Annotated in this window: 28 protein-coding genes; 14 read left to right on the top strand and 14 right to left on the bottom strand. The window is 60.8% G+C overall.

The annotated features are described in order from the left end of the window. Positions 1-198: 198 nt before the first annotated feature. The 5 genes from GGD50_RS13265 to GGD50_RS13285 all read right to left on the bottom strand — a co-directional run bounded on the left by GGD50_RS13265 (position 199) and on the right by GGD50_RS13285 (position 4,105). Positions 199-432, bottom strand: a complete 234-nt coding sequence (locus tag GGD50_RS13265) for a sulfurtransferase TusA family protein (RefSeq protein ID WP_107109535.1) — start codon at positions 430-432, stop codon at positions 199-201. Further along, entirely contained in the window at positions 425-1,717 is a 1,293-nt protein-coding gene (locus GGD50_RS13270; RefSeq protein WP_107109534.1) for a L,D-transpeptidase family protein, read from the bottom strand. The genes GGD50_RS13265 and GGD50_RS13270 overlap by 8 nt, the downstream gene beginning before the upstream one ends. A 232-nt stretch (positions 1,718-1,949) precedes the next feature. Next, complete coding sequence (locus GGD50_RS13275) at positions 1,950-2,903, bottom strand: acetyl-CoA carboxylase carboxyltransferase subunit alpha (protein ID WP_107109533.1); 954 nt, start codon at positions 2,901-2,903, stop codon at positions 1,950-1,952. Positions 2,904-2,966: 63 nt separating this feature from the next. Further along, complete coding sequence (gene xerD / locus GGD50_RS13280; protein WP_107109925.1) at positions 2,967-3,923, bottom strand: site-specific tyrosine recombinase XerD; 957 nt, start codon at positions 3,921-3,923, stop codon at positions 2,967-2,969. A 14-nt stretch (positions 3,924-3,937) separates the two neighbouring features. Further along, positions 3,938-4,105, bottom strand: a complete 168-nt coding sequence (locus GGD50_RS13285) for a hypothetical protein (protein WP_028754795.1) — start codon at positions 4,103-4,105, stop codon at positions 3,938-3,940. Between the two features lie 160 nt (positions 4,106-4,265). On the opposite strand from GGD50_RS13285, the gene GGD50_RS13290 reads away from it, so the two are divergent. Genes GGD50_RS13290 through GGD50_RS13300 form a run of 3 tightly spaced genes read left to right on the top strand, consistent with a single transcriptional unit; the run spans position 4,266 to position 7,287 of the window. Continuing rightward, entirely contained in the window at positions 4,266-4,856 is a 591-nt protein-coding gene (locus GGD50_RS13290) for a shikimate kinase (RefSeq protein ID WP_107109924.1), read from the top strand. Further along, complete coding sequence (aroB, locus tag GGD50_RS13295) at positions 4,853-5,980, top strand: 3-dehydroquinate synthase (protein ID WP_107109532.1); 1,128 nt, start codon at positions 4,853-4,855, stop codon at positions 5,978-5,980. Before GGD50_RS13290 ends, aroB begins: the two co-directional genes overlap by 4 nt. After that, positions 5,977-7,287, top strand: a complete 1,311-nt coding sequence (locus GGD50_RS13300) for an HlyC/CorC family transporter (RefSeq protein WP_107109531.1) — start codon at positions 5,977-5,979, stop codon at positions 7,285-7,287. Before aroB ends, GGD50_RS13300 begins: the two co-directional genes overlap by 4 nt. Before the next feature lie 3 nt (positions 7,288-7,290). Here the strand turns inward: GGD50_RS13300 and GGD50_RS13305 are convergent, their stop codons facing one another. Beyond that, positions 7,291-7,578 carry a BolA family protein gene (locus tag GGD50_RS13305; RefSeq protein ID WP_107109530.1) on the bottom strand — a complete coding sequence of 96 codons (288 nt, stop codon included), beginning with the start codon at positions 7,576-7,578 and terminating at the stop codon, positions 7,291-7,293. A 105-nt stretch (positions 7,579-7,683) separates the two neighbouring features. On the opposite strand from GGD50_RS13305, the gene GGD50_RS13310 reads away from it, so the two are divergent. From GGD50_RS13310 to GGD50_RS13325, 4 genes are all read left to right on the top strand, one after another. After that, positions 7,684-8,304, top strand: coding sequence for a J domain-containing protein (locus GGD50_RS13310; RefSeq protein ID WP_107109529.1), 621 nt, complete (start codon positions 7,684-7,686; stop codon positions 8,302-8,304). A 310-nt stretch (positions 8,305-8,614) separates the two neighbouring features. After that, positions 8,615-9,604 carry a cobaltochelatase subunit CobS gene (cobS, locus tag GGD50_RS13315; protein ID WP_107109528.1) on the top strand — a complete coding sequence of 330 codons (990 nt, stop codon included), beginning with the start codon at positions 8,615-8,617 and terminating at the stop codon, positions 9,602-9,604. Between the two features lie 19 nt (positions 9,605-9,623). Next, positions 9,624-11,516: a cobaltochelatase subunit CobT gene (cobT, locus tag GGD50_RS13320; RefSeq protein ID WP_107109527.1), complete on the top strand. Its 1,893-nt coding sequence runs from the start codon at positions 9,624-9,626 to the stop codon at positions 11,514-11,516. A gap of 76 nt (positions 11,517-11,592) precedes the next feature. After that, positions 11,593-12,609, top strand: a complete 1,017-nt coding sequence (locus GGD50_RS13325) for an esterase-like activity of phytase family protein (RefSeq protein ID WP_107109526.1) — start codon at positions 11,593-11,595, stop codon at positions 12,607-12,609. 25 nt (positions 12,610-12,634) lie between these two features. Here the strand turns inward: GGD50_RS13325 and GGD50_RS13330 are convergent, their stop codons facing one another. Then, positions 12,635-13,603 carry a quinone oxidoreductase family protein gene (locus tag GGD50_RS13330; protein ID WP_107109525.1) on the bottom strand — a complete coding sequence of 323 codons (969 nt, stop codon included), beginning with the start codon at positions 13,601-13,603 and terminating at the stop codon, positions 12,635-12,637. A 61-nt stretch (positions 13,604-13,664) separates the two neighbouring features. On the opposite strand from GGD50_RS13330, the gene GGD50_RS13335 reads away from it, so the two are divergent. Beyond that, positions 13,665-14,171, top strand: a complete 507-nt coding sequence (locus tag GGD50_RS13335; RefSeq protein ID WP_107109524.1) for a MarR family winged helix-turn-helix transcriptional regulator — start codon at positions 13,665-13,667, stop codon at positions 14,169-14,171. Positions 14,172-14,214: 43 nt separating this feature from the next. On the opposite strand, the gene GGD50_RS13340 is transcribed toward GGD50_RS13335, so the two are convergent. Beyond that, a complete protein-coding gene (locus GGD50_RS13340; protein ID WP_107109523.1) occupies positions 14,215-14,853 on the bottom strand; it encodes a queuosine precursor transporter in 639 nt (212 codons plus the stop codon). Between the two features lie 112 nt (positions 14,854-14,965). Next, complete coding sequence (gene rpmB / locus GGD50_RS13345) at positions 14,966-15,274, bottom strand: 50S ribosomal protein L28 (protein WP_107109522.1); 309 nt, start codon at positions 15,272-15,274, stop codon at positions 14,966-14,968. Between the two features lie 237 nt (positions 15,275-15,511). Here rpmB and GGD50_RS13350 point away from each other — a divergent pair, with 237 nt between their 5' ends. Both GGD50_RS13350 and yddG read left to right on the top strand, forming a co-directional pair. Next, a complete protein-coding gene (locus GGD50_RS13350; protein WP_107109521.1) occupies positions 15,512-16,288 on the top strand; it encodes a DUF3108 domain-containing protein in 777 nt (258 codons plus the stop codon). A 44-nt stretch (positions 16,289-16,332) separates the two neighbouring features. Next, positions 16,333-17,232, top strand: a complete 900-nt coding sequence (gene yddG / locus GGD50_RS13355) for an aromatic amino acid exporter YddG (protein WP_107109520.1) — start codon at positions 16,333-16,335, stop codon at positions 17,230-17,232. Between the two features lie 21 nt (positions 17,233-17,253). On the opposite strand, the gene GGD50_RS13360 is transcribed toward yddG, so the two are convergent. The 3 genes from GGD50_RS13360 to gloB all read right to left on the bottom strand — a co-directional run bounded on the left by GGD50_RS13360 (position 17,254) and on the right by gloB (position 19,739). Continuing rightward, positions 17,254-18,369, bottom strand: coding sequence for an esterase (locus GGD50_RS13360; protein ID WP_181316105.1), 1,116 nt, complete (start codon positions 18,367-18,369; stop codon positions 17,254-17,256). 174 nt (positions 18,370-18,543) lie between these two features. Then, entirely contained in the window at positions 18,544-18,969 is a 426-nt protein-coding gene (locus tag GGD50_RS13365) for a cupin domain-containing protein (protein ID WP_107109518.1), read from the bottom strand. Continuing rightward, positions 18,969-19,739: a hydroxyacylglutathione hydrolase gene (gene gloB, locus GGD50_RS13370; protein ID WP_107109517.1), complete on the bottom strand. Its 771-nt coding sequence runs from the start codon at positions 19,737-19,739 to the stop codon at positions 18,969-18,971. Before gloB ends, GGD50_RS13365 begins: the two co-directional genes overlap by 1 nt. A gap of 53 nt (positions 19,740-19,792) precedes the next feature. Here gloB and GGD50_RS13375 point away from each other — a divergent pair, with 53 nt between their 5' ends. From GGD50_RS13375 to GGD50_RS13385, 3 genes are all read left to right on the top strand, one after another. Then, the gene (locus tag GGD50_RS13375; RefSeq protein ID WP_107109923.1) at positions 19,793-20,593 is read left to right on the top strand and encodes a class I SAM-dependent methyltransferase; all 801 of its coding nucleotides are present in this window, start codon (positions 19,793-19,795) and stop codon (positions 20,591-20,593) included. 150 nt (positions 20,594-20,743) lie between these two features. Then, the gene (gene hisC / locus GGD50_RS13380; protein ID WP_107109516.1) at positions 20,744-21,853 is read left to right on the top strand and encodes a histidinol-phosphate transaminase; all 1,110 of its coding nucleotides are present in this window, start codon (positions 20,744-20,746) and stop codon (positions 21,851-21,853) included. Further along, positions 21,850-22,779, top strand: coding sequence for a prephenate/arogenate dehydrogenase family protein (locus GGD50_RS13385; RefSeq protein WP_107109515.1), 930 nt, complete (start codon positions 21,850-21,852; stop codon positions 22,777-22,779). The genes hisC and GGD50_RS13385 overlap by 4 nt, the downstream gene beginning before the upstream one ends. 12 nt (positions 22,780-22,791) lie before the next feature. On the opposite strand, the gene GGD50_RS13390 is transcribed toward GGD50_RS13385, so the two are convergent. Continuing rightward, a complete protein-coding gene (locus GGD50_RS13390; RefSeq protein ID WP_107109514.1) occupies positions 22,792-23,805 on the bottom strand; it encodes a DUF2125 domain-containing protein in 1,014 nt (337 codons plus the stop codon). 51 nt (positions 23,806-23,856) lie between these two features. Here GGD50_RS13390 and GGD50_RS13395 point away from each other — a divergent pair, with 51 nt between their 5' ends. Next, positions 23,857-24,390 carry a gamma-glutamylcyclotransferase gene (locus tag GGD50_RS13395; RefSeq protein WP_107109513.1) on the top strand — a complete coding sequence of 178 codons (534 nt, stop codon included), beginning with the start codon at positions 23,857-23,859 and terminating at the stop codon, positions 24,388-24,390. A gap of 27 nt (positions 24,391-24,417) precedes the next feature. On the opposite strand, the gene GGD50_RS13400 is transcribed toward GGD50_RS13395, so the two are convergent. Next, entirely contained in the window at positions 24,418-25,218 is an 801-nt protein-coding gene (locus GGD50_RS13400; RefSeq protein ID WP_107109512.1) for a lysophospholipid acyltransferase family protein, read from the bottom strand. Positions 25,219-25,285: the final 67 nt, after the last annotated feature.

A 25,285-nucleotide genomic window follows, 5' to 3' on the forward strand; every position in this document is an offset into this window, starting at 1 on the left:
AACCCGCCTCGCCCTTCGAGGGCCCTGCGGCCACTTCAGGGTGAGGCTGATCTTTGTGCATTGTCGCCCATAGTCAGAGTGCAGTGTCAGGTATGCCCAAGGAATGCCGGGCTCGCTCCATCCTCATGGTGAGGCGGGAGCCTGAGCTTGTCGAAGGGCGACCCTCGAACCACGAGGATGGCCCCTGACCGCGGCCGATCAACCCTTGCGAATGATGAAGCGATGGCCGCTGTCGGTCTTCTCGCTGGCGAGAAGTGCGTGGCCCTTTTCATTGCAGAGATGCGGGATGTCGATGATGGCGAGGGGATCGGTCGTTTCGACCGTCAAAGTCGTGCCGCTCGGCATTCCGCGCAGGCGCTTTTCCGTTTTGATCGCCGGATAGGGGCATTTCAGCCCGCGCAGGTCGTAAACCTCGTCGGTCAGGCTATTCACTCTTGGCCCAGAACTTCCAGAAGGGCGGCTTCTTGGCTTCGGTCTGCGCGGTCTCGACAGCCGGAGGCGGTGCATAGGCGAGCGGATTGACGCCCGGGTTCATCGGGTTCGCCATCGGGATCGGCACATTCGCCGGAATGTTGGCTGCCACGGCGATGTCGGCGGGTTGAGCCACCGGCTGTCCGGTGAGACCCGGGGCGGCCGTCGCCATACGGATGCTTGCCGTCGTCGGATTGGCGACCGTGGCGCCGCGGGCAAGCTGCTGGCCCGACTGGTTCGCCATCATCGATTCCAGATCAGCCACCTTCATCATCTTGCCGGCGGCAAGCGCGGTGCCGGTCGGGGCATAGGCGATATCGTGGCCCTTGCGCTGCTTGGCGACAACAGCCTTGCGTTCGGCTTCGGTCGGGTCGTACCAGGCCATGCCGTCAAATTTCTTCAGAGCGGCGGTGTAATCGGCGTCATACTGCTTGTTGTAGGACAGAAGCGCAGTCTGCAGGGCCGGCGGGGTGGTCATGACAGGGCATTTGCCGCCGGCGTTGAACGGGCCACTGGCCTGCTGGTTGAAGACGTATTTCTTCTCGCAGACCTCGACTTCCGGCGGACGCTTGGTCACTTCGAAATTGTCGTAGCCGACCTTCAGCATCTTCCAGAATTCGATATTGGGGCTGAGGCGGTGTTTGACCATGTTTTCCGCTGTCATGCGGAAGGGATAGGCTTCGAGTTGGATCGCCTTCTGGCCGCCCTTGAAGGCGTCGCGCGCGAAGGCATAGATCTCCAGCACCTGCTGGTCGGTCATCGAATAGCAGCCCGACGACGAGCAGGCGCCATGGATCATCAGATTGGCGCCGTTGCGGCCGTTGGCCGCGTCATAGCGGTTCGGAAAACCGGTGTTGATGGCAAGGTAATATTTGGAGTTCGGATTGAGGTTGGCCGGCGTCAGCATGTAGAAGCCTTCCGGCGCTTGCCGGTCGCCTTCCTTCACCTTCGGGCCGAGACGGCCGGACCAGGCGCAGATCTTATAATCGGCGATGACCTCGAAGCGATTGCTCTGGTTCGCCTTGAGGATCTCCATCGCACCTTCTTCCTTGAAGATGCGGATCATGATCGGCGAATTGCGGTCCATGCCCTTTTTCGACATGTCGGCGAGGATGTGGCTCGGAAGCGGCTGCTCGACCTTGTTTTTCACCGTCGACAGATCGACCGACGCGGATTCGAGCGTGTCGTTACAGCCGGCAAGAGCCAGCGCCATCAGGGAAACATAGGCAAGGTGACGGATGCGCATTCTGACTTAGCCCATAGACATGAAGAGCGGCCGGCACGATCTGTTCGCCGCCGCCAAATCGAAACATGAAACGGAATCATAGACGGCTTATACTTGAGAATTCCTTACCAGCCTATGACGTGCTCGCGGCGCACCCGCAAGCTTTTCTTTGTCATAAAGGGTTCGATAACAAGAATGTGGCCAAGATTTGGCCTCATTCCCGTCTTGGGGCATCAGGAATCTCGAACCTGAGTTAGAGATTGCGACCCATGTTGAGGAATTTCTGACGGCGGTCGCTGCGCAATTGTTCGCCCGAACGGCTGGAAAGTTCGCTAAGCGCGTTGGAAATCATGTCGCCGGTCGCGGCAATCACCGTCTGCGGATCGCGATGCGCGCCGCCAAGCGGTTCGGGAATGATGCCGTCGATGATGCCAAGCCCCTTCAGATCCTCGGCGGTGATTTTCATGTTGGTGGCGGCTTCCTTGGCGCGGGTGGAATCGCGCCAGAGGATCGAGGCGGCACCTTCGGGTGAAATCACGCTGTAGATCGAATGTTCGAGCATATAGACGCGATTGCCGGTGGCAATCGCGATCGCGCCGCCGGAGCCGCCTTCGCCGATGACGACCGAGATGATCGGCACCTTGACGCCCAGGCACATTTCCGTGGAGCGGGCAATCGCTTCAGCCTGACCGCGCTCCTCGGCGCCGACGCCGGGGTAGGCGCCTGCCGTATCAACCAGGGTGACGACGGGCAGTTGAAAACGGTCGGCCATTTCCAGGATGCGGATCGCCTTGCGGTAACCCTCGGGACGGGCGCTGCCGAAATTGTGCTTCAGGCGCGTCTTGGTGTCATTGCCTTTTTCCTGGCCGATGACAGCGACAGGCTGGCCGCGGAAACGGGCGAAGCCCGCCTGGATGGCGGCATCCTCGGAAAATTTGCGGTCGCCGGCCAGCGGCGTGAATTCCGTAAACAGCGCTCCGGCATAGTCGACGAAATGCGGGCGCTGCGGATGGCGGGCAACCTGCGTCTTCTGCCAGGCATTGAGCTTCGAATAGATGTCGGCCATGGCTTCGCGGACGCGAATTTCGAGCCGTCCGACTTCATCAGACGTATCGATACTCTCGTCTTCGCTTGCCAGTTTCTTCAGCTCGTGAATCTTGCCTTCGAGATCCGAGATGGGTTTTTCGAAGTCGAGATAATTGTGCATGAGGTGCGTTTCCGATCCTTTTGCCCGTGACGAGAGACGGCACGTATAGCCTGTGTGCCGGTCCTAATCCTGTTTTTTAGCCTGTTTGGCAAGGGGGTGATGCGTTTGCACCAGTTGGTGAAGCCGTTCTTCCAGCACATGTGTGTAGATTTGTGTGGTCGAAATGTCGGAATGGCCAAGAAGTTCCTGCACCACGCGCAGGTCCGCGCCATTGGCAAGCAGGTGGCTGGCGAAGGCGTGGCGCATCACATGCGGCGAGATCAACGAGGGTGTCAGGCCGGCGCGAATGGCGAGATCCTTCAGGTCGCGCGCAAAGACCTGCCGCGGCAGATAGCCCTGCTTGGAGGCTGCGGGAAAGAGCCATGGGCTTTCCGGAACTGGCTGTTTGGTGTTTGCAGCCTCCAGCGCCTGTCGGCGGCCATAGGTCTTCAGCGCAGCGATGGCCGACTGTGACAGGGGCACCAGCCGCTCCTTGTTGCCTTTGCCGCGGATCATCAGGAAACGGCCTTCCTGGTCCAGCACTTTCGCCGGCAGGGACACGAGTTCGCTGACGCGCATGCCGGTGGCATAGAGCAGCTCCAGCAAAACCAGCATGCGCAGATGCTGCAATTGATCGGGACCTTCGACGGCCGCTTCCTGTTCGGCCTGGGCGAGAAGGCGCGTCACATCGTCGACGCCCATGGTCTTCGGCAGGGCGCGGCCCTTCTTCGGCGCGTCGAGAATGCCGGTGGGATCATCCGTGCGCAGACCCTCGGCATAGAGAAATTTATAGAACTGGCGCATGGCCGACAGCCGGCGTGCCTGCGACGAGGGCTTGAAGCCCTGGTGTGAAAGGCCGGAGAGATAGGCGCCGAGATCGTTCGATGCGGCTTCCGTCATGCGGACCTTGCGCTCCGACAAAAAGGAGTGGAGATCGTCGAGGTCGCGCTCATAGGACTGCAGCGTGTTGACCGCCGCGCCGCGCTCGGCGCTCATCATTTCGAGGAAGGCTTCCATATGGACGCGGCTCAGATCCTTCACGGCGATCCCCGCGCTCACGGCTTGACCGAGCCGGTTGCCGGCGGGTTGACGCGTTCGGAGGGTATGCGGATCGTCACATCGCGCGGCTGCGGATCGACGAAGAGCACTAAAGCCCACATTGCTCCATAGACCGATCCGGCGATGACCGCGCAGATGACAAGGAAGCGAAACAGGGTCGGCATTCAGAAACTCTCCTCGTCCCAATCATTGGTCCGGCGATATAGTGTAATCATATCCGACAAGCGTTAGCCGAAGGATATTGCAGACATGTTTATGTTGCGGCGTCTTGACGCTACAGGCGCATTTGACGATACCGTTTCCAAACAAATTGTGAATGGGCCGATGAACGAAGAAGTGCTGACCCTTGCAGAAAGCCTCAGAGACAAAGCGCGCGCCGTATTGGGCACGCGCAACCTTGTCCTCGTGGGGTTAATGGGGGCCGGAAAATCCTCGATCGGCCGGCTGGTCGCGCATCAGCTCGGCATTCCCTTCGTCGATACGGATATCGAGATCGAACGCGTTTCGCGTATGACGATTTCCGAGCTGTTCGAGGCTTATGGCGAAGACGAGTTCCGGGCGCTGGAAACGCGGGTGATCAAGCGGCTGCTCAAGGGCGGCCCTCGCGTCGTTTCCACCGGCGGCGGCGCCTTCATCAACGACCGGACGCGCCGGCATGTCAAACGCAGCGGCCTGTCCGTCTGGCTGAAGGCCGATCTCGACGTGCTTTGGGAGCGGGTCAACAAGCGCGATACGCGACCGCTGCTCAAAACCGAAAATCCGAAGCAGACCCTCGAAAAGCTGATGAATGCGCGCTATCCGATCTATGCGGAAGCCGATCTCACGGTTTTGTCCCGCGATGTGGGCAAGGATGTCATGGTCAAGGAAGTCCTTGTGGCCATCGTCGAGGGGAAAGAAGGAAGCAAGACACCATGAATGCGATCACATCGGCCGAGCGTCTCGTCCGCGTGCCCCTCGGCGAGCGCGCCTATGACATTCTGATCGGCCCTGGCCTGATTGCGCGCGCCGGCAAGGAAATCGCAGCAAGGTTGAAGGGCCGCAGAGCCGCTGTCATCACAGACGAAAATGTCGCGCCGCTCTATCTCGATGCGCTGATTGCGAGCCTTCAGGAGGCTGGTATCCAGTCCTCCAAGCTCGTCCTGCCGGCCGGCGAGAAGACAAAGAGCTTCGAGCATTTGATGGCCGTCTGCGATGCCGTGCTCACGGCGCGTGTCGAGCGCAACGATGCCGTCATCGCGCTTGGCGGCGGCGTGATCGGCGATCTCGCCGGCTTTGCTGCCGGCATCGTGCGCCGCGGCGTCCGTTTCGTACAGGTGCCGACCTCGCTGCTGTCGCAGGTGGATTCGTCCGTCGGCGGCAAGACCGGCATCAATACCCATCACGGCAAGAACCTAGTCGGCGTCTTCCACCAGCCCGATCTCGTACTCGCCGATACCGACGTGCTGAATACGCTCAGCGAACGCGAATTCCGCGCCGGCTATGCCGAGGTCGCCAAATACGGCCTGATCGACAAGCCGGATTTCTTTGCCTGGCTGGAGGCCAACTGGAAAGAGGTGTTCTCCGGCGGCGCTCAACGCATCGAGGCGATTGCCGCGAGCTGCCAGGCGAAATCCGACGTTGTCGTTGCCGACGAGCGCGAAAACGGTCCCCGGGCGCTGCTCAATCTCGGCCACACCTTCGGCCATGCGTTGGAGGCGGCCACCGCCTACGACAGCCGGCGGCTGGTGCATGGCGAGGGCGTTTCGATCGGCATGGTGCTGGCGCACGAATTTTCCTCGCGCCTCAATCTGGCAAGCCCTGACGATGCCAAGCGCGTCGAGACGCATCTGAAGGCGGTCGGCCTGCCGACGCGGATGGGCGACATTCCGGGCGATCTGCCGCCGGCCGAGGTGTTGATGGACGCGATCGCTCAGGACAAGAAGGTCAAGAGCGGCAAGCTCACCTTCATCCTGACCCGCGGCATCGGGCAATCTTTCGTCGCCGATGATGTTCCGGCTTCCGAAGTTCTCAGTTTCCTAAGGGAAAAACATCCGCAATGACGGTTCAAGGCACGCTGGCTGCTCTGTGGGAATATTGGCCCGAGATCATCTCGATCATCGCGCTCGTGCTGCTGTCGGCATTTTTCTCCGGTTCGGAAACGGCGCTGACGGCGGCTTCGCGCAGCCGCATCCATACGCTGGAGGCGAATGGCGACGAGCGCGCGGGGATCGTGCGGCAGTTGATCGAGCGCCGTGACCGGCTGATCGGCGCGCTGCTGATCGGCAACAATCTCGCCAACATCCTGTCGTCATCGATCGCAACCAGCCTGTTTCTCGGCCTGTTCGGCAGCTCCGGCGTTGCGCTGGCGACGGCGGCCATGACGGTCATTCTCGTCATCTTCGCGGAAGTCCTGCCGAAAAGCTGGGCGATCTCGACGCCGGACCGTTTTGCTCTCAATGTCGCCGGCACGGTGCGTCTCTTCGTTGCCGTCGTCGGACCGATTTCGAGCTTCGTCAACGCCATCGTTCGTCAGATTCTCGGCCTCTTCGGCATCAATCTCTCCAAGGAAGTGTCGATGCTGTCGGCGTATGACGAGCTGCGCGGCGCCGTCGATCTGCTGCATCGCGAGGGTTCGGTGGTCAAGGCCGACCGCGACCGCCTGGGCGGTGTGCTCGATCTCGGCGAGCTGGAGCTTTCCGACATCATGGTCCATCGCACGGCGATGCGCGCCATCAATGCCGACGATCCGCCGGAAGTCGTCGTCCGCGCCATTCTCGATAGCCCCTATACGCGCATGCCGCTCTGGCGCGGTACGATCGACAACATCATCGGCGTCGTCCACGCCAAGGATCTGCTGAGGGCGCTGGCGGAGCCGAATGTCGAGCCGGAAAATCTCGACATCGTCAAGATCGCGCAAAAACCCTGGTTCGTGCCCGACAGCACTAATCTCGAAGACCAGCTCAACGCCTTCCTGCGCCGCAAGCAGCATTTTGCAGTCGTCGTCGACGAATATGGCGAAGTGCAGGGGATCGTTACCCTTGAAGACATTCTGGAAGAGATCGTCGGCGATATTTCCGACGAGCACGACCTCGATATCCAGGGTGTGCGGCAAGAGGCCGATGGCTCGATCGTCGTCGATGGCGTCGTACCGATTCGCGATCTCAACCGCGCGCTCGACTGGGATCTGCCCGACGAAGAGGCGACGACGATTGCCGGTCTCGTCATCCACGAATCGATGACCATCCCGGAAGAACGTCAGGCCTTCACCTTCTACGGCAAGCGCTTCATCGTCATGAAGCGGGAAAAGAACCGCATCACAAAGCTTCGGATCAGGCCGGCAGAGACGGAAGAGGGGAAGTCGGAGTAGCCGTTACCACCGCACGGCTTCGCCCGGTGCTGCGGGTTCCACGGCAAGGGCATGCAGGCCGGCATCGAGTTCCGGCTTCAAAAGCTCTGTGATCGCCCTGTGGCGGGCAAGGCGTGTCATGCCCGTGAACTTGGCGGAGACGATTCGAACTCTTATATGGGTCTCGCCCGTTCCGGTCATGTCGGGCTGATGACCGGCATGTAAGTGGCTTTCGTTGATGACAGCGAGACGTTCGGGCGCGAAGGCTTCGTTGAGCTTTTTCTCAATGCGGGATTGAAGCGTCGTTTCCATATTCCCGCCGGTACCTTGTTCGCGAAAAAGGTTTCACAAAGCCTGCAACATTCCCATTTGTCAATTCTTGTTGTGGGGTGGCTGAGGCCCCATAATTAGGGCGCCATGAGACTCGATTCAAAATATTTCGATCGCATTCGAACCCGCCGCAAACGCGAGCCGGAGGCCGAACAGGCTCCGCCGACGTGCCAATGGGACGGCTGCGATAAAAAGGGTACGCATCGTGCGCCGGTCGGGCGCAATGCGGAAGGGCAGTTCTTTTTGTTCTGCTTCGAGCACGTCAAAGATTACAACAAGGGCTACAATTATTTTTCCGGCCTCTCGGACGGTGAGATCGCGCGCTACCAGAAGGAAGCCATCACCGGTCATCGTCCGACCTGGACCGTCGGCGTCAACAAATCGGCGCGCAACAGCCCACTGCAATCCGACATCCGTTCCGGTTCCTATTCCCGCGTGCGCGATCCCTTCGGTTTCGTCAAGGACGGGCAGGGGCAGGGACGCGGCCCGCGTTTCCCGCAGGAGCGCAAGCTGAAGACGCTCGAAGCGAAAGCCTTCGACACGATGGGGCTGGCTGCGAACGCCACCAGCGCCGAGATCAAGAGCCGTTACAAGGAATTGGTGAAAAAGCACCATCCGGATGCCAATGGCGGTGACCGCGGGTCGGAGGAACGGTTTCGCGCAGTCATTCAGGCTTATCAATTGTTGAAGCAGAACGGTTTTTGTTAATTCCTGTCCTTGCTCTCCGCCTTCAATCAGGTATGGTCCAAATCGGCTGAGGCCGCAGGCGACTGCGGCAAGGTGCGCTTTTGGCTGGCTGCACCTCGGCCAACTTTCCGGACGCGGCGTTTCTTGTCCGGGACTCTGTTCAAGAATGCTCGCAAGCGATCATGTCGTCGCGCCGAGGTTTCGCTTCAGTCCCGGAGAAGTATCGCCGTTGTTCCGACCTGACGGATGCGGACAACAAGCTGCGGCGTCACGGATCAAAAACGGCTGAGATTGATATGGCTGGGTGAGAGTCACCCGCCCTGGAGACATGATGAGCAAGATTGACCTTGATATTTCCGAGCTTCCCGATACGACCGTTTCGGTCCGTGAAGTCTTTGGCATCGATTCCGATATCCGCGTTCCGGCATACAGCAAGGGCGATGCCTATGTGCCCGACCTTGACACCGACTATCTCTTTGATCGCGAGACGACGCTCGCCATTCTCGCCGGCTTTGCCCATAACCGCCGCGTGATGATTTCCGGCTATCACGGCACCGGCAAGTCCTCGCACATCGAGCAGGTCGCAGCCCGCCTCAACTGGCCCTGCGTGCGTATCAACCTCGACAGCCATGTCAGCCGTATCGATCTTGTCGGCAAGGACGCGATCGTCGTGAAGGACGGGCTGCAGATCACCGAATTCAAGGACGGCATCCTGCCCTGGGCCTATCAGCACAACGTCGCCCTCGTCTTCGACGAATACGACGCCGGCCGCCCGGACGTGATGTTCGTCATTCAGCGCGTGCTGGAATCGTCGGGCCGCCTGACGCTGCTCGACCAGAGCCGCGTTATCCGTCCGCACCCCGCCTTCCGCCTGTTCGCGACGGCCAACACCATCGGTCTCGGCGACACGACTGGCCTCTATCACGGCACGCAGCAGATCAACCAGGCGCAGATGGACCGCTGGTCGATCGTCACGACGCTGAACTACCTGCCGCACAACAACGAAGTCGATATCGTGCTCGCCAAGGTGAAGTCCTTCCGCACCGAAAAGGGCCGCGACACCGTGTCCAAGATGGTGCGTGTCGCCGATCTGACCCGTGCAGCCTTCATGAACGGCGATCTTTCCACCGTCATGAGCCCGCGTACGGTCATCACCTGGGCGGAAAATGCGGAAATCTTCGGCGATGTCGCCTTTGCCTTCCGCGTGACCTTCCTCAACAAGTGCGATGAGCTGGAGCGGCCGTTGGTCGCCGAGCAGTATCAGCGCGCTTTCGGCGTCGAGCTGAAGGAAAGCGCCGCCAACATCGTGCTCGAAGCCTAAGAAGAAGAGCCAGCAAGTCATGGCAGGTCGCGGAGACAATTCCAAAGCGAAGCCGGGTGCCCCGGTGGACATGGAGCCGTTGCGTCGGGCGATTACCGGCTGCGTACGCTCGATCGCCGGCGATGCCGAGGTCGAGGTGGCTTTCGCCAACGAGCGCCCGGGGATGACGGGCGAGCGCATTCGCCTGCCGGAGCTTTCGAAGCGGCTGACGGCGCATGAGCTGGCGGTGACGCGCGGCCTTGGCGATTCCATGGCCTTGCGGCTTGCCTGCCACGATGCGCGCGTGCATGCCACCATGGCGCCGCAGGGCGCCGATGCGCGCTCCATCTTCGATGCCGTCGAACAGGCTCGCGTGGAATCGATCGGCGCGCTGCGCATGAGCGGTATGGCCACCAACCTCAATTCGATGAATTCAGAAAAATACGCCAAGGCGAATTTCTCCGGCATCGAGCGGCAAGAAGATGCGCCGATCGGCGAGGCCATGGCGATGATCGTGCGCGAGAAGCTGACCGGCCAGCAGCCGCCGGCAAGCGCCGGCAAAGTGCTCGACCTCTGGCGTTCCTTCATCGAGGACAAGACCGGCGGCGAACTCGACCATCTGCTTTCTGCCATCAATGACCAGCAGGCTTTTGCCCGCGTCGTGCGCAGCATGCTGACGGCCATGGAAATGGCCGAGGAATACGGCGACGAGGACATGGAGCCGGATTCCGATGAGGAGTCTGCCGAGGAGGACAAGCCGAGCGGCGAGGATCAGGATGATCAGGACGTCGAGAACGACGACGGTTCCGACTCCGCGCCTGCTGAGGACAGCGAAGCTTCCGATGAGCAGATGGACGACGGCGAGATGGATGGCGCCGAAATCTCCGACGACGACATGAGCGAAGAGGGCGAAGAGGATTCGGAGACGCCGGGCGAAACCCGCCGTCCGAACACGCCCTTCGCCGATTTCAACGAAAAGGTCGACTACCACGTCTTCACCGAGGAATTCGATGAGACGACGACGGCGCAGGAGCTCTGCGACACCGTCGAGCTCGAGCGCCTGCGTGCCTTCCTCGATAAGCAGCTCGCGCATCTGCAGGGTGCCGTAGGGCGGCTCGCCAACCGCCTACAGCGCCGGTTGATGGCGCAGCAGAACCGCGCCTGGGATTTCGACCTCGAAGAGGGTTATCTCGACCCGGCACGTCTGACGCGCCTGATCATCGATCCGATGCAGGCACTCTCCTTCAAGATGGAGCGCGACACGCAATTCCGCGATACGGTCGTGACGCTGCTGATCGATAATTCCGGATCGATGCGCGGCCGGCCGATCACCGTCGCAGCCACCTGCGCCGATATTCTGGCGCGCACGCTGGAACGCTGCGGCGTTAAGGTCGAAATCCTCGGCTTCACTACCAAGGCCTGGAAGGGCGGACAGGCGCGCGAGAAATGGCTTGCCGGCGGCAAGCCGCAAACGCCGGGCCGGCTCAACGATCTTCGCCACATCATCTACAAATCGGCAGACGAGCCCTATCGGCGGGCGCGTACCAATCTCGGCCTGATGATGCGCGAAGGCCTGCTCAAGGAAAATATCGACGGCGAGGCGCTGATTTGGGCGCATAACCGCCTGCTCGGCCGCCGCGAGCAGCGCCGCATCCTGATGATGATCTCGGACGGCGCGCCGGTCGACGATTCGACGCTGTCTGTCAATCCGGGCAACTATCTGGAGCGGCACCTGCGCGCCGTGATCGAGCAGATCGAGACGCGTTCGCCGGTGGAGCTGCTGGCAATCGGCATTGGCCACGACGTCACGCGCTATTATCGCCGCGCCGTCACGATCGTCGATGCCGACGAGTTGGCCGGCGCCATGACGGAACAGCTTGCATCGCTGTTCGAGGATCAGGCAAGCCTGCCGCGTATGCGTCGCGCAAGCTGAATAGCCCATAGTCAAACCTGCATCGGCCTTCCGGCCGGTGCGATTTCCGCCCAGTTGCAAGGCCCCGTGAGAGCCCATGAAACGCCTTTGCCGCGCGACCATGCTTGTGATGCTGCTCGCCGGCTGTGGCTCTGTGGATACTTCGGAAGGCGGATCTGCGGACATCCACGCGACGGCGATTTCGGCGTTCAAGCCCGGTTCCGAGCAGACACGGTTCGGTGCGCTTGAATTTCTCGGCGGCCTCGAACTCAGCTCCGGCAATGCGCTTCTCGGCGCCCTCTCCGCCATCCGCTTCCGTCCGGATCAGCGTCATTTCGTTTCGGTCCTGGATACCGGCCATTGGCTGACGGGAACCATCGAGCGTGACGAGGACGGCAAACTGAAAGGCATCGTCGATGCCCGTATCATGCCCATGGTCGACCGTTTCGGTGAGACGGATGCCGGTAAGGGCGCGATGGATGCGGAGGGGCTGGTGCTACGGGGCAACCATGTTCTCGTCAGCTATGAGCAGAATCATCGCGTCGATTCCTATCCCGATCCCGGCTTCGAGACATCGCCGCCGGATGGCAGCATTCCGATCCTGATCCCGAAGAAGCAATTGCACGGCAACCGCAGCCTGGAAACCCTGATGACCGCGCCGCAATCAAGCCCGTTGGCGGGGGCAGCGGTGATCGTCGCGGAGCGCAGTCTGGACGATGAAGGCAACATGCTGGCGGCAATCCTGGATGGGCCGCTGAAGGGCCGTTTTACGGTGCGCCATAGCGACGATTTCGACGCCAGCGACGGTGTTTTTCTGCCCGACGGCGATCTGCTGCTGCTGGAGCGGCGCTTCGATCTGGCGCACGGGATCGGCGTACGCATCCGCCGTATTGCCGGCGGCGACATCAAGCCCGGCGCGGTCGTCGACGGCAATGTCATCTTCGAAGCAGGGTCCAATCTGCAGATCGACAATATGGAAGGGCTGGACGCTTTCCGGGCTGCCGACGGTACGATCCACCTGATCATGGTCTCCGACGACAACCATTCGATTTTGCAGCGAAGCCTGATGCTGGAATTCCGGCTGCGGGACGATACGGCAGTCAGCATGAAATAGCGGCCCGCGCCTTTGACGTGGTTCCTCAGGATGTCACGGCATTCATCGTGAAGACGGTGCGCCGCGCGCTGTCATCCTCCGGCCATGCCCGCTCGACGTCGGAGAGGGGAACGGGCTTTACTGCGACCGTCAAGCCGGCCGGAGTGGTCGCCCGCAACAGCTTGCCGACGGCATGGACGAGCCCGTCGACCGATATGCTGCCGATGCCGCTGCCCATCAGCTCGATTGCGGAAGAACGCAGCACTGCGCTCGGCAGTGTTATATCCGCCCCGCTGCTGGAACCGATCTGCACGAATCGCAGAGGCACGGCATCCCGGCCGAATTTGGCGGCGGCGATCAGCAGGCGTTCGGCGCTTCTTCCCCAGAGGTAGTCGATGACGACGTCTACGCCCTCGGCGAATTGTTGCTTGAAGCTCTCCCCCAGAGCGGCGTCGTTTTCCACCAGGGGGATCGTCACATCGGCGCCAATCGCCGCAAGCGAGCGTAGGGCGTCGATGTTGCGGCCGGTGGCGATCACCTTGCGTGCGCCGAGATGCTTGGCGATCTGCACGGCGAGGCGGCCGGCGGTGCCGGTGGCGCCGTTGATCAATACGGTCTCACCGGCCTTGAGTTTGGCGCGTTCGGTATAGGCGGCCCAGGAGGACATGCCGGGATTGGCAATGGCGGCAGCGGTGATGTCGTCGATATCGTCGGGCAGGGCTATACAATGGGCCGGGGACACCACGGCGTATTCTGCCATGCTGCCGAACGGCGCCTTCGGCACGACGAAATAGACCCGACGCCCGTCGTCAAGCCGGCCCACGCCGTCGATGCCGACGACAAAGGGGAACTGGCCGGACGAGCTGTAGTGTTTGCCCGAGGCCCGGCCCTTGACGACATGGCTGATGGCGGCGGCGGTAACGGTGACGCGAACCTCATCCGCCGATGGCACCGGCTCGGCGAAATCTCCGTAAACGGGCGCGTGCCCGGCTTCCCTGACGATGGCAGCTTTCATGACATTTATCCTTTTGGATCTCGATAATGCGTGTATAATGCACATATATGAGGAGTCAGGAATGTCGTCAACAAAAAATGTGCAAAATACACATATCTCCGATCAATTGCGCCAACTGCATGGGGCTGTTCTCGATATCGTCGCGGTGATAAATCGACCGCAGCGCGATGAGGTGCTGATCAAGGAGGCGGGAATTCCGCTGGACCGGGCGTTGTTTCCGTTGCTTGTCGGCATCGAGCGGTTCGGGCCGATCGGCGTGGTGGAAATGGCCGATCGCGTGGGGCGGGACTACACCACCGTCAGCCGCCAGGTCGCAAAGTTGGAAAGCCTCGGGCTGGTCGAGCGAAAGGGGAGTGCTGCCGACCGTCGCGTCCGTGAGGCCGTCATCACCGAAAAAGGCAAGGCGATGACCGATCTGGTCGACGCGGCGCGCGAAAGGATCGGGCGCGCCATCTTCGAGAGCTGGAATCCGGACGAGGTCGACGAACTGGTGCGGCTTATGCGCAAGTTCGCCGATGCAGTGAATGAGGAGCCGCCGGTCGGTTCCTCGGTTGCGACGAAGCCTTGATCGCCGCGAGTTCGGGCGAACGTAGTCGTGCTGGTGCTTGCGGTCAGGCTCGTGCCTGCTGCTGCGACATCGGTTTCAGCACGTTCATCAGCGCGCCATAGGGCAGCAGCATGACGAGGCCGACGGTCACCTTGACCGAGAAATCGCCGATCGCCCAGGAAATCCAACGTGGTGCCGATGTCGAGAAGGCACCGAGGATCGGCGCCCAGTCGATCGCGAAGGGATCGTTCGGGCCGAAGAAGACGAAGAAGGGGGCGAAGGCAAAGGAGAAGAACATCACCGTGTCCAGCATCGAGCCGATCAGCGAACCGAACAGCGGCGCACGCCACCAGGCCATGCGGCGCAGGTGGTTGAACACCGAGATATCGAGAAGCTGGCCGGCGAGATAGGCCGAGCCCGAGGCAATCGCGATACGCGGCTGTGCGGTGAAGAAGGACAAGGTAACGCCGACGACGAAACCGGCAAACACCACCTTGCGCGCGGCCTTCGGGCCGAACTGGCGGTTGGTCAGGTCGGTGATCAGGAAGGCGACGGGATAGGTGAAGGCGCCCCAGGTCAGGATATCCGCGAGATTGATGCCGGCGATCGTCGCCTGCAGCGGATACTGCACGAGGATGTTGGAGGCAACGACGACCAGCGTCATCAGCAGAACATAGGCAAGCGTATAGCGTGATTTCAGCATTTTTTTATCCTGGGTGATGCCACCAGTTGGAGGGAAACCGGACATGGAAAAAGGCCTGTCCGGAGGTTATCCGTGCAAGCCTTTTAGCCCGTATTATATCGAGAAGTTTGGCTTAAGCGGCTACAGCAGCTTCAGCAGCTTCAGCGGTCTTCTTGACGATCTGGCGACGCAGCAGGCGGGCGCGCATGCTGAGCTCGTTTTCGCTTGCCTTGATAAGGAAAGCGTCTAGGCCGCCGCGATGCTCGACCGAGCGGAGTGCTGCAGCGGAAACGCGCAGACGATAACGCTGGCCAAGAACGTCAGAAATCAGAGTGACCTGGCAGAGGTTCGGCAGGAACCGACGCTTGGTCTTGTTGTTGGCGTGGCTAACATTGTTGCCCACGAGGACGGCCTTGCCGGTCAATTCGCACATGCGGGACATGGAACACCTACTTTTGTTTTTCTTGGCCATCGGATAGTCATCCCGGGCAAAACCCGGCGCGCAATCCAACAGGCCATAATTGGAAAGTTGCGGTTCTATAGTCAGCGCGGCCGGCTACGTCAAGCCAAACCTTGAGCTTTCCCGCAATTCCGTCAAAAAGCTGCTGTTTTCTGATTGTCGCAGCAGGTGCATAAAGCGCCTATATATGCTGCCTGCTCTTTGTTGAAGGCTTTGATCATGGTTCAATTTCGAAGGTGGCTTTTCATTTCCGCCCTGGTGACGTCGCTGCCATTCATGGCATCGGCCGAGGAATTGCGGCATGAAACGCAGTATCGCGTGGCGCTTGCCGGCATTCCGATCGCGAGGGCGGATTTCAAGACCGAGGTCAAGGATAAGCAGTTCACCATCCGGGGGGATATCACCTCGGCCGGTCTTGCCGATCTCGTCACGTCGATCGACGCGAAAACCGATGTGAGCGGTACTGTCGGGGATAACAGGCTGCAGGCGACCCACTACAAGCTCTTCTACAAAAGCGGCAAAAAGGAACGTACCTATGATGTCGCCTATACTAACGGCAATGTGACGTCGAACACGATCACGCCAGAGCCGAAGCGGCCGCAAAGCTGGATTCCGCTCAGCGACGGAGATCTCCACTCGGTGCTCGATCCGATTTCCGGGATGATCTTTCCGATTACCGCCAATCTCAATCTCTGCAATCAGACCTTGCCTGTCTTCGACGGTGAGATGCGCATGGATCTGAAACTGTCGCCGAAGGGATCGCACCCGTTTTCGACGGATGGTTTCAAGGGCAAGACGATTGCCTGCGGCGTTCGCTTCACGCCGAAGAGCGGCTACAAGGGAACGCGCAAGGATTACCTTTATCTCGCCAAGAGCGACGGCATGGAGATCTGGTTTGCCAAGGCCGATGCCATGAATGTATATGCGCCTGTCTACGTCCGTATCCCGACGCAATACGGCACGGTGACGATCACCGCAGTGAAATACGGCAGCTAAGCGGGTTTTGACTGACGCCCGCGGCGATAGACTGGGGGGCGGAGTTGAAGTTTCGGGCAACATTGACGGGATTTGCGGCCATCGTGATGTGGTCGTTCCTGGCGCTGTTGACGGTGGCATCGGGCAAGATGCCGCCGTTTCAATTGCTCGCCGTCTGTTTCGCCATCGGCAGTATCCCCGGCATCCTTGTTCTCGTGCTGAGGCCGGAGCGCCTGCGGCTGCTACGCCAGCCTGCCAAAGTGTGGATCACCGGCGTTGCCGGGCTATTCGGCTATCATTTCCTCTATTTCACCGCGCTGCGCCATGCGCCGGCCGTCGAGGCTGGGTTGATCGCCTATCTCTGGCCGTTGCTGATCGTCGTCGGCTCGGCGCTGCTGCCGGGCGAGCGGCTGCGCTGGTACCATATCGTCGGCGCGGTGATGGGTCTCGCCGGCACGGTGCTGATCGTTGGCCGCAATGGGTTTCACTTCGAGGGCGCTTATGCCATCGGCTATGGCGCGGCATTCCTTTGCGCCTTCACCTGGTCCGGCTATTCGCTGATCACGCGCCGGTTCGAAGCGGTCTCGACCGATGTCGTCACCATCTTCTGCCTGGCGACATCGGCCCTTTCCTTCGTTTGCCACCTTGGCCTGGAGGATACGATCTGGCCGGACGCGGCGTCGCAATGGGTTGCGGTGCTTGGGCTGGGCCTCTTTCCGGTGGGGGCCGCCTTCTATGCCTGGGATTATGGCGTCAAGAACGGCGATATCCAGATTCTCGGCGCGGCCAGCTATGCCGCGCCGCTGCTCTCGACGCTGATCCTGACATTGTTCGGCTTTGCCGAGCCAAGCTGGGGCATCGCGCTCGCCTGCCTTCTGGTCACCGGCGGGGCAGTGCTGGCAGCGCACAGGATGATCCTGCGCCGCAACGGCGATGGAGCGGCGCAGGCGGAAGCGGCGCAATAGCTCCGCTCGGGTCCCTGCAGCCTATTCTTTGAAGACCTTCTCCAGGAAAGCGATCAGCGATGGCCGCCAGACATCCATCTCATGCTGGAGGTCCGGATATTCGTCATAATCGTGCTTGATTTTCTTCTCTTCGAGCGTCGCCTTCAGGCCGGCAACATCCTTGCCGACGACCAGATCCTTGCTTCCGACCGTCACCGTGAAGTTGCGTAGAGCCTTGTTGATCTTGTCCGGATCGTTCAAGACGGCGTCGACCCCTTTGTTCGGCACGGTGGTCGTGCTGACGCCGCTGAAGGTCGCGACCCAGCCGAAGGTGTCGAGATGCGACAGGCCGGAAACGAGCGCCTGGTATCCGCCCTGCGACAGGCCGGCGACCGCGCGCCCGTCAGCATCGCTGCGCACCTGATAATGGCTTTTCATATAGGGGATGAGATCTTCGATGAGTTCTCGATCCGCCGCTTCGGCATTTGCGGGATAGAAGTTCTTACGGCGTTCCGCGGCGGGGAAATTCTCCGCAATCGCATCCGGCACATCGGTTTCCGTGTCCGGAATGACGACGATCATCGGCTCGATCTTCTTTTCCGCCAGCAGATTATCGAGGATCTGCGGTGCTCGACCCTGCGCAACCCAGGATGCCACCGTGTCGCCGAAGCCGTGATAGAGATAGAGCACGGGGAGGGGCTTCGACGGGTTGCTGTAGCCGGGTGGCGTGTAGACATACATCTGGCGCTCCGAATTGAGCGCTTTCGAATGCAGCGTCACCAGCCTGAGGTCGCCGTGCGGGACGTTGCGGGTATCAAGGATGCTGCCGGGTACCAGAATGAGGCTGGTATTCACTTGCCGCTGCGGCTTCGGCGAATTCGTGCCGGGATCGATGCTGCGAAAGCCGTCGATGTTGAAGTAGTATTCATAGAGGTTGGGCTTCAGCGGCTCGGTTTTGGCAGCCCATATGCCGTCGTCGCCACGTTGCAGCGCGATCGGATCGTGCGATCCGAGAACGACGGTCACGGCTTTTGCCGAAGGGGCATAAAGGCGGAAGGTAATCGATCCGTCCTTTTCGACCGAGGTGACGAATTCCTTCAGCGGGCGTTCCGCCGGCGGCGCGGCGGGAGCGTCAAGAGCAGCGGCGGGAAGGCTCATGATGCAGCCCGCCAAGACACATATGGGAAACAACAAACGCACGAAAAAACCTCCTCCACATCAGTCAATTTTCTCTCTCCCCGTGTAAAGCTGACGCAGTGTGACGCTTTTTCAAGGCGGCCGCGCGCAAAGCAGCCACCTTGAGTCGTGCTCGATATCAATGAATGGAAAAGTTCAGGCCGACAAAGGCTTCCAGTCTGGAGCCGCCATTTCGAAGCTGGAAAATTCGAAGCCCGGTGCGACCGTGCAGCCGACGAGGGTGAAATCGCCGAGGCTTTCGGCGGACTGCCACCAGTCGGCGGGAATGATTGCCTGCGGACGCTCGCCTTTTACGAGGTCGATGCCGAGGACGATTGTCTCGCTCGCCTTGCCGTCGGCGGAGCGATGCAGCGCCAGCGGCGCACCGGCATAGTAATGCCAGACCTCCGCGGCATCGCGCACCCGATGCCAATGCGAGCGTTGGCCCGCCTGCAGGAGATAGTAGATCGCGGTCGAATGACCACGGCTGCCGCCGTGCTCGTCGCGGAATGTCTGCACATACCAGCCGCCTTCCGGATGCGGCTGCATGGAAAGTGCCTCGATGATCTCTTCCGGCCGCATCAGAAATTGTCCTTGCGTTTGCGGATTTCGGCAAAGACTTCCTCGTTGCTGCGGCTTTCCATCAGCAGATGCCTGCGGATCGACGGATCGGCGGCGCGCAGGAAGGGATTGGTCTCCTTCTCCAGCGCAAGCGTCGTCGGAACGGTGAATTTGCCTTCGGCTCTCAGGGCCTCGATATCGGCAGCGCGTGCCTTCAGCCTCTCATTGTCGGGATCGATGGTCACGGCGAAGCGGGCGTTGGACAGCGTATATTCATGGCCGAAATAGATTGCCGTTTCGTCCGGCAATACGGCGAGCTTCTGCAGGGATGCCCACATATCCGCCGCCGGCCGTTCGAACAGCCGGCCGCAGCCGAGCGCAAAGAGCGTGTCGGCGGCAAAAAGCAGCTTGTCATCCTCGAAATGGTAACAGACATGGCCGGCGGTATGGCCGGGTGTCTCGATGACATTGACGGTGTGATCGCCGAATTCGAAGGTGTCACCGTCGCTGACGGCGCGGTCGAGGCCGGGAATGGCGACGGCTTCGTTGATGGGGCCGATGATCTCGCAGCCGAATTGCTCCTTCAGCGCCAGATTACCCTCGACGTGATCGGTGTGATGATGAGTGGTGAGGATGTGGGTGATCGTCCAGCCACGACGCTTGGCAGCCGCCAGAATAGGCCCGGCTTCGGGCGCGTCGATCGACGCCGTGTAACCGCTTTCTGGATCATGGACGAGCACGCCGAAATTGTCGGATCGGCAGATAAATACCTCTAATTCCAAGGGTTTCATGGTCGAAATAGTCCTCATCGATGCGCTTGCATCGGAATGTAGGCGGTTCGGCCTTGAAGTCCAACGGGCGGCTGATAACATTTGTGGCGATGCACGCCGATATCGTCGATCTCCGCCAATTCTATCATTCCGAGCTTGGGCGCTTGGCCGAGCAGTCTATCGCCATGGCGCTTTCCTCGATCTGGTCTCGGCTGCCGGACGAGCGTCTTGTCGGTCTCGGCTATGCCGTTCCCTATCTCGATCGCTTCCGCGCCGACACCGAGCGCACATTCGCCTTCATGCCGGCGGGGCAAGGTGCTGTGAACTGGCCGGTGGATTCGGTTTCCTCGACAGCGCTGATCTTCGATGAGGAATTGCCGCTGCCGGACAGTTCCATCGATCGGGTGCTGATGGTGCATTCGCTGGAATTCGCCGAGAGCCCGCGCGAGACTCTGAAGGAGCTTTGGCGGGTGCTGGCGCCGGGCGGTCGGCTGGTCATCGTCGTGCCGAACCGCACGGGCGTGTGGGCGCGCATGGAGCATACGCCCTTCGGCTCCGGCCGACCCTATTCGCGCGGGCAGCTCACCTCGCTGCTGCGCGAGACCAACTTCACGCCGGGAGCAACCGCCGAGGCGCTGTTCTTTCCTCCTTCGAAACTGCGCACCGTCCTGCGTCTCAGACGCGCTTTCGAGCGGATCGGGCGCACTCTCTGGCCGGCTTTCTCCGGCGTCATCATCGTCGAGGCGCAGAAGCGGCTCTATCAGGGCCTGCCGGTCGCCGTCCGCGCCTCACGCCGCGTCTTCGTGCCGGTGCTGGCGCCGCGCGGCATCCCGACGACGCGCGACGGTGCGTTATCTGGCGCTCTGATCTTTTGAATCTAGAGCATCTTATCCGCTTGCAGGTGATTCCACCTGAAGGCGGGATGCTCTAGCCGATCGGCAAACACTCGACAAATTCGTCAATCCGCATTAATGCCACGGGGTGTCTAAAGCCGGAATTTTCCGGCCCTTCCCAAGGTCGATCCCATGAGCATGGAAATGAACAAGCCCGTCCCGCGCCCCGGCATTCTCGATATCGCCGCCTATGTGCCGGGCAAGGAGCATGCGCCCGGCGTGGCGCGGGTGTTCAAGCTTTCCTCGAACGAGACGCCGTTCGGTGCAAGCCCCAAGGCTATCGAAGCCTTCCGCGCTGCTGGTGAACACCTGGAACGCTATCCGGACGGGCAGGCTACTGAGCTGCGTCAGGCGATCGCCGATATTCACGGCCTGAACACCGCCAATATCCTCTGCGGCAATGGTTCCGATGAGCTGCTCGGTCTGCTCTGCCATGTCTATCTCGGCGCTGGCGATGAGGGCATCATCACCGAGCACGGCTTCCTGATCTACAAGATCCAGATCCTGGCTGCCGGCGCGACGCCGGTCACGGTTAAGGAGAAGGATCGCACCGTCGATGTTGACGCGATCCTCGCCGCCGTTACCGAGCGGACCAAGATCGTCTTCATCGCCAATCCGGCCAATCCGACTGGCACCTATGTTCCGGTCAACGAAATCCGCCGCCTGCAGGCGGGTTTGCCGAAGCATGTCATCCTCGTGCTCGATGCCGCCTATGCTGAATATGTCCGCCGCAACGATTACGAGGCCGGCCTCGAGCTCGTTTCCTCGAATCCCAATGTCGTCATGACCCGCACCTTTTCGAAGATCTACGGGCTTGCGGCGCTGCGCGTCGGCTGGATGTATGGACCGGTAGATGTGGTGGATGCGCTGAACCGTGTGCGCGGCCCGTTCAACATGAACGCGGCAGCCATCGCCGCAGGTGCCGCTGCCATCCGCGACCAGGCTTTCACCCAGAAGGCGGTAGCGCACAACACGCTATGGATTGAGAAGGTGACGAAGGCCTTCGAATCGATCGGACTCGAAGTGACGCCGTCGGTTGCCAACTTCGTACTGGTCCACTTCCCCGATATCGAAGGCAAGCGTGCCGCCGATGCCGACGAGTTCCTGACTAGCCGCGGCTATATCCTGCGCGCGGTACGCGCCTATGGCTTCCCGAATGCGCTGCGCATGAGCATCGGCACGGAAGAAGCCAATCTGGGCGTCATCGCCGCTCTGACCGAATTCATGGGACACAAGGCATGAGCAGCGTGCAGTTCGACCGTATCGCGCTGATCGGCATCGGCCTGATCGGCTCGTCGATCGCCCATGATATCAAGCGGCTCGGCCTCGCCAAGGAAGTCGTGGTTTCAACCCGCAGCGCCGAGACGCTGAAGCGCGCCGAGGAACTCAAGCTCGGCGACCGCTATACGCCGTCGTCAGCCGAAGCCGTTAGGGATGCCGATCTCGTCATCGTCTCCGTGCCGGTCGGCGCATCGGGAAGTGTTGCCGCGGAAATCTCGGCGCATCTGAAGCCCGGCGCCATCGTCACCGACGTCGGTTCGACCAAGGCGTCCGTGATCGCGCAGATGCAACCGCATATGCCGGGCAATGTGCATTTCATTCCCGGCCATCCCATTGCGGGCACGGAGAAGTCCGGGCCTGACGCCGGATTTGCCGGGCTGTTTGAAGGCCGCTGGTGCATCTTCACGCCGGTCCCCGGCACGGACGAGGCTGCCATCAAAAGGCTTCGCCGTTTCTGGGAATCGCTCGGCTCGCGCGTCGATGAAATGGATGCCGCCCATCACGACAAGGTGCTGGCGATCGTTTCGCATCTGCCGCATCTCATCGCCTATAACATTGTCGGCACGGCTGACGATCTGGAGACGGTGACGGAATCGGAAGTGATCAAATATTCCGCCTCCGGCTTCCGCGACTTCACTCGCCTCGCCGCTTCCGATCCGACCATGTGGCGCGATGTCTGCCTGCACAATCGCGATGCCATTCTGGAAATGCTGGCGCGTTTCTCGGAAGATCTCGCTTATCTGCAGCGGGCAATCCGCTGGGGCGAGGGTGATAAGATCTTCGATCTCTTCACCCGCACCCGCGCCATCCGCCGCTCGATCGTGGAGGCCGGCCAGGACGTCGATGCCCCGGATTTCGGCCGCCACGCGCTGGATGTGAAGAAGTAGTCGATTTCCTGCTTAAATCGGCGGAATCTTCCCGAGCGGGATAAAGCCGCTCAGGGACAGGCGTCCGCGATCGGCCGTAAGATCGACGGAGACTTTGTCACTGCCGGCTGCGAGCGATTTCAGGAGCTTGGTGGCTGTGTCGATCATGTTCTTGGCCGCCGGAATCGTCGCCTTCAGGCTGTCGCCCCATGGCCCGATCTGATTGATCTCCAGTTTGAACCGGCCGGAGAGAAAGCCCTGATCGTCGAAATTGAAGGGGCCGGAAAGCGTCATGACGCGGCCGTCGCCGATATCGATCACCACCTGACGGAGAACGCCGGCGGCGCCATAAAGGCCGTGTCCGTCACTGCCGTCGAGCAGGCCGGCCTTGCCGGTCAGGGTGATATCGGCGCTCGTCGATGCCGTCGGTAGCGTCTGCGGAAAGTCCTTGATGACTGCCGTGGCGTTTTCGATGCCGATCGCCAGTTCCAGGTCGTCGCCGTTCTGGCGTGCGTGCATTTCGGTGTGAGCGGCGGTCACGTCGGCGCTCTGGCCGGTGAAGGAGGAGACGATGCCGGCCTTCAGCCCATCGATGACGGTCTCGCTCTGCGCGACACCGCGGCCCTTGGCGACGAGGTTCGATTGCAGATCAGTCCATTCGGCCGACACCGTCAAACCCTGCGCGGTGCGGATTTCCGCTGGCGATTTCAGGCTCCAGCCGACATGGTTCGGCTGATAGACCGGCGCCGAGGCATTCAGATTGTCGAAGGAGGCGGAAACGCCCTTTACATGATCGTCGACAGTCACCTTGGTGCAGGACAGGCCGATGGAGAAGGGAAAGCCGCTGAAGGCCATGTCGCTGCATTCGCCCGAGATGCCGGCGGCGTTCTGCTCGCCGAGCGCCTTCAGCACGGTCGTTTTCACCATCGTGGTCGCATAGAACCAGCCGCCGGTATAAAGCCCGGCCAGGATCACGATCAGCCCCAGCCCGATGAGCCACATGCGTTTGCCTCTGCCGGATGCTACGCCCTGGCTTGACGCTGCCATGTTGTTCTCCAATGGTTGAACCTATGTGTTCACAGTGATTTGGCGTTGGATATGGACGAATTTTGGGTATTTGGCTACGGATCACTCATGTGGAATCCGGGCTTTAGCTATGTTGAAAAAGCAGAGGCCTTGATTTTCGGCTACCGCCGCTCCCTTTGCGTCCATTCCTGGGTTCATCGCGGTACGGAGGCCAGCCCCGGCCTGGTGCTTGGCCTCGATCGCGGCGGCTCCTGCCGCGGCATGGCATTCAGCATAGCCACCGCCGAGTGGGACGAGGTCCTGAACTATCTGCGCGAGCGCGAGCTGGTCACCAACGTCTATCTGGAAAAGACGTTGCCCATTCGCCTTGCGGATGGCCGGAGGGTAACCGCCGTCGCCTATATTGTCGACCGGGACCATCAGCAATATGCCGGCACGCTCGATGCCATAGAAGCCGCCCATATCGTCGATTCCGCCGTCGGACAGTCCGGGCCGAACGATGCCTATGTCTTCAATACGCTGACACATCTGCGCGAGATGGGCATTCGCGACCAATGGCTGGAACAGGTGGCGGGCGAGATCGAACGGATGCGGGAAGCGTCCTGATCGCCCACTGCGCGGAAGGCATCCGGCTTAAACCGCGGCCGCCACTTTCGCCTTGGCGATCTCCGCCAGGCGTTTTGCCGCTGTGGGCGGGACCGGCAGATGCGGGTTGTTGGCGATGGTTTCGACCAGCAATTCGTCGCTTGCCTTTTCCGTCTCCTCAAGCAGTCGCGCGAAGAAAGCGTCCGGGTCCAGGCCCGGCGGAATCGGCGGCAGGATGCGTACCTTGAAATGGCCGGGATATTTGCGGAAGGTGCGGCGCGGCCAGAACAGGCCGGGATGCATGGCTACGGCGACGACGGGGATATCGAGATCGCGATACATGCGGGCGATGCCGTATTTGTAGACCGGCTCGGCGCCCGGCGGGCGGCGGGTGCCTTCGGGATAGATGATCAACTGACGGCCGGTGGACAGTTCTTCCCGCGTGCGCTTCAGCACGTCGAACATCACCTTGCCGCGTGCGCTGCGGTCAACCGGGATCATGCGCTGTTTCTTCGCATACCAGCCGAACAGCGGAATCCACATCAGCTCCCGCTTCAGAATGTAGACGGGATCGTCGAGATAGGGCAGCAACGCGAAAGTATCCCAGAAGGATTGATGCTTTGGGGCGAAGATGTAGCTGCCGGCGGGAATATTCTCCAGGCCCTCGATTTCGAAGGTGGTGCCGACGATCTTCTCCATCAGCCAGACGCTGGATTTTGCCCAGGCCTTGGGGATCGCATAGCCGGCCTTGCGCGGCATCAGGAAATAGATCGGTGAAAGCACGATCATGCGAATGATCAGGTTGGCATAGAAGGTCGTATTGAACAGGATCGAACGCAGAGTGATCATCAAGGCTTTCCCAACACGCCGGCTTTCGCCAGCATCTGAAGCCTTGCCTACACGATTACGCTGTCAA

The sequence above is a fragment of the Martinezella paranaensis genome (assembly GCF_014200235.1).
Lineage (GTDB): Bacteria > Pseudomonadota > Alphaproteobacteria > Rhizobiales > Rhizobiaceae > Rhizobium > Rhizobium paranaense.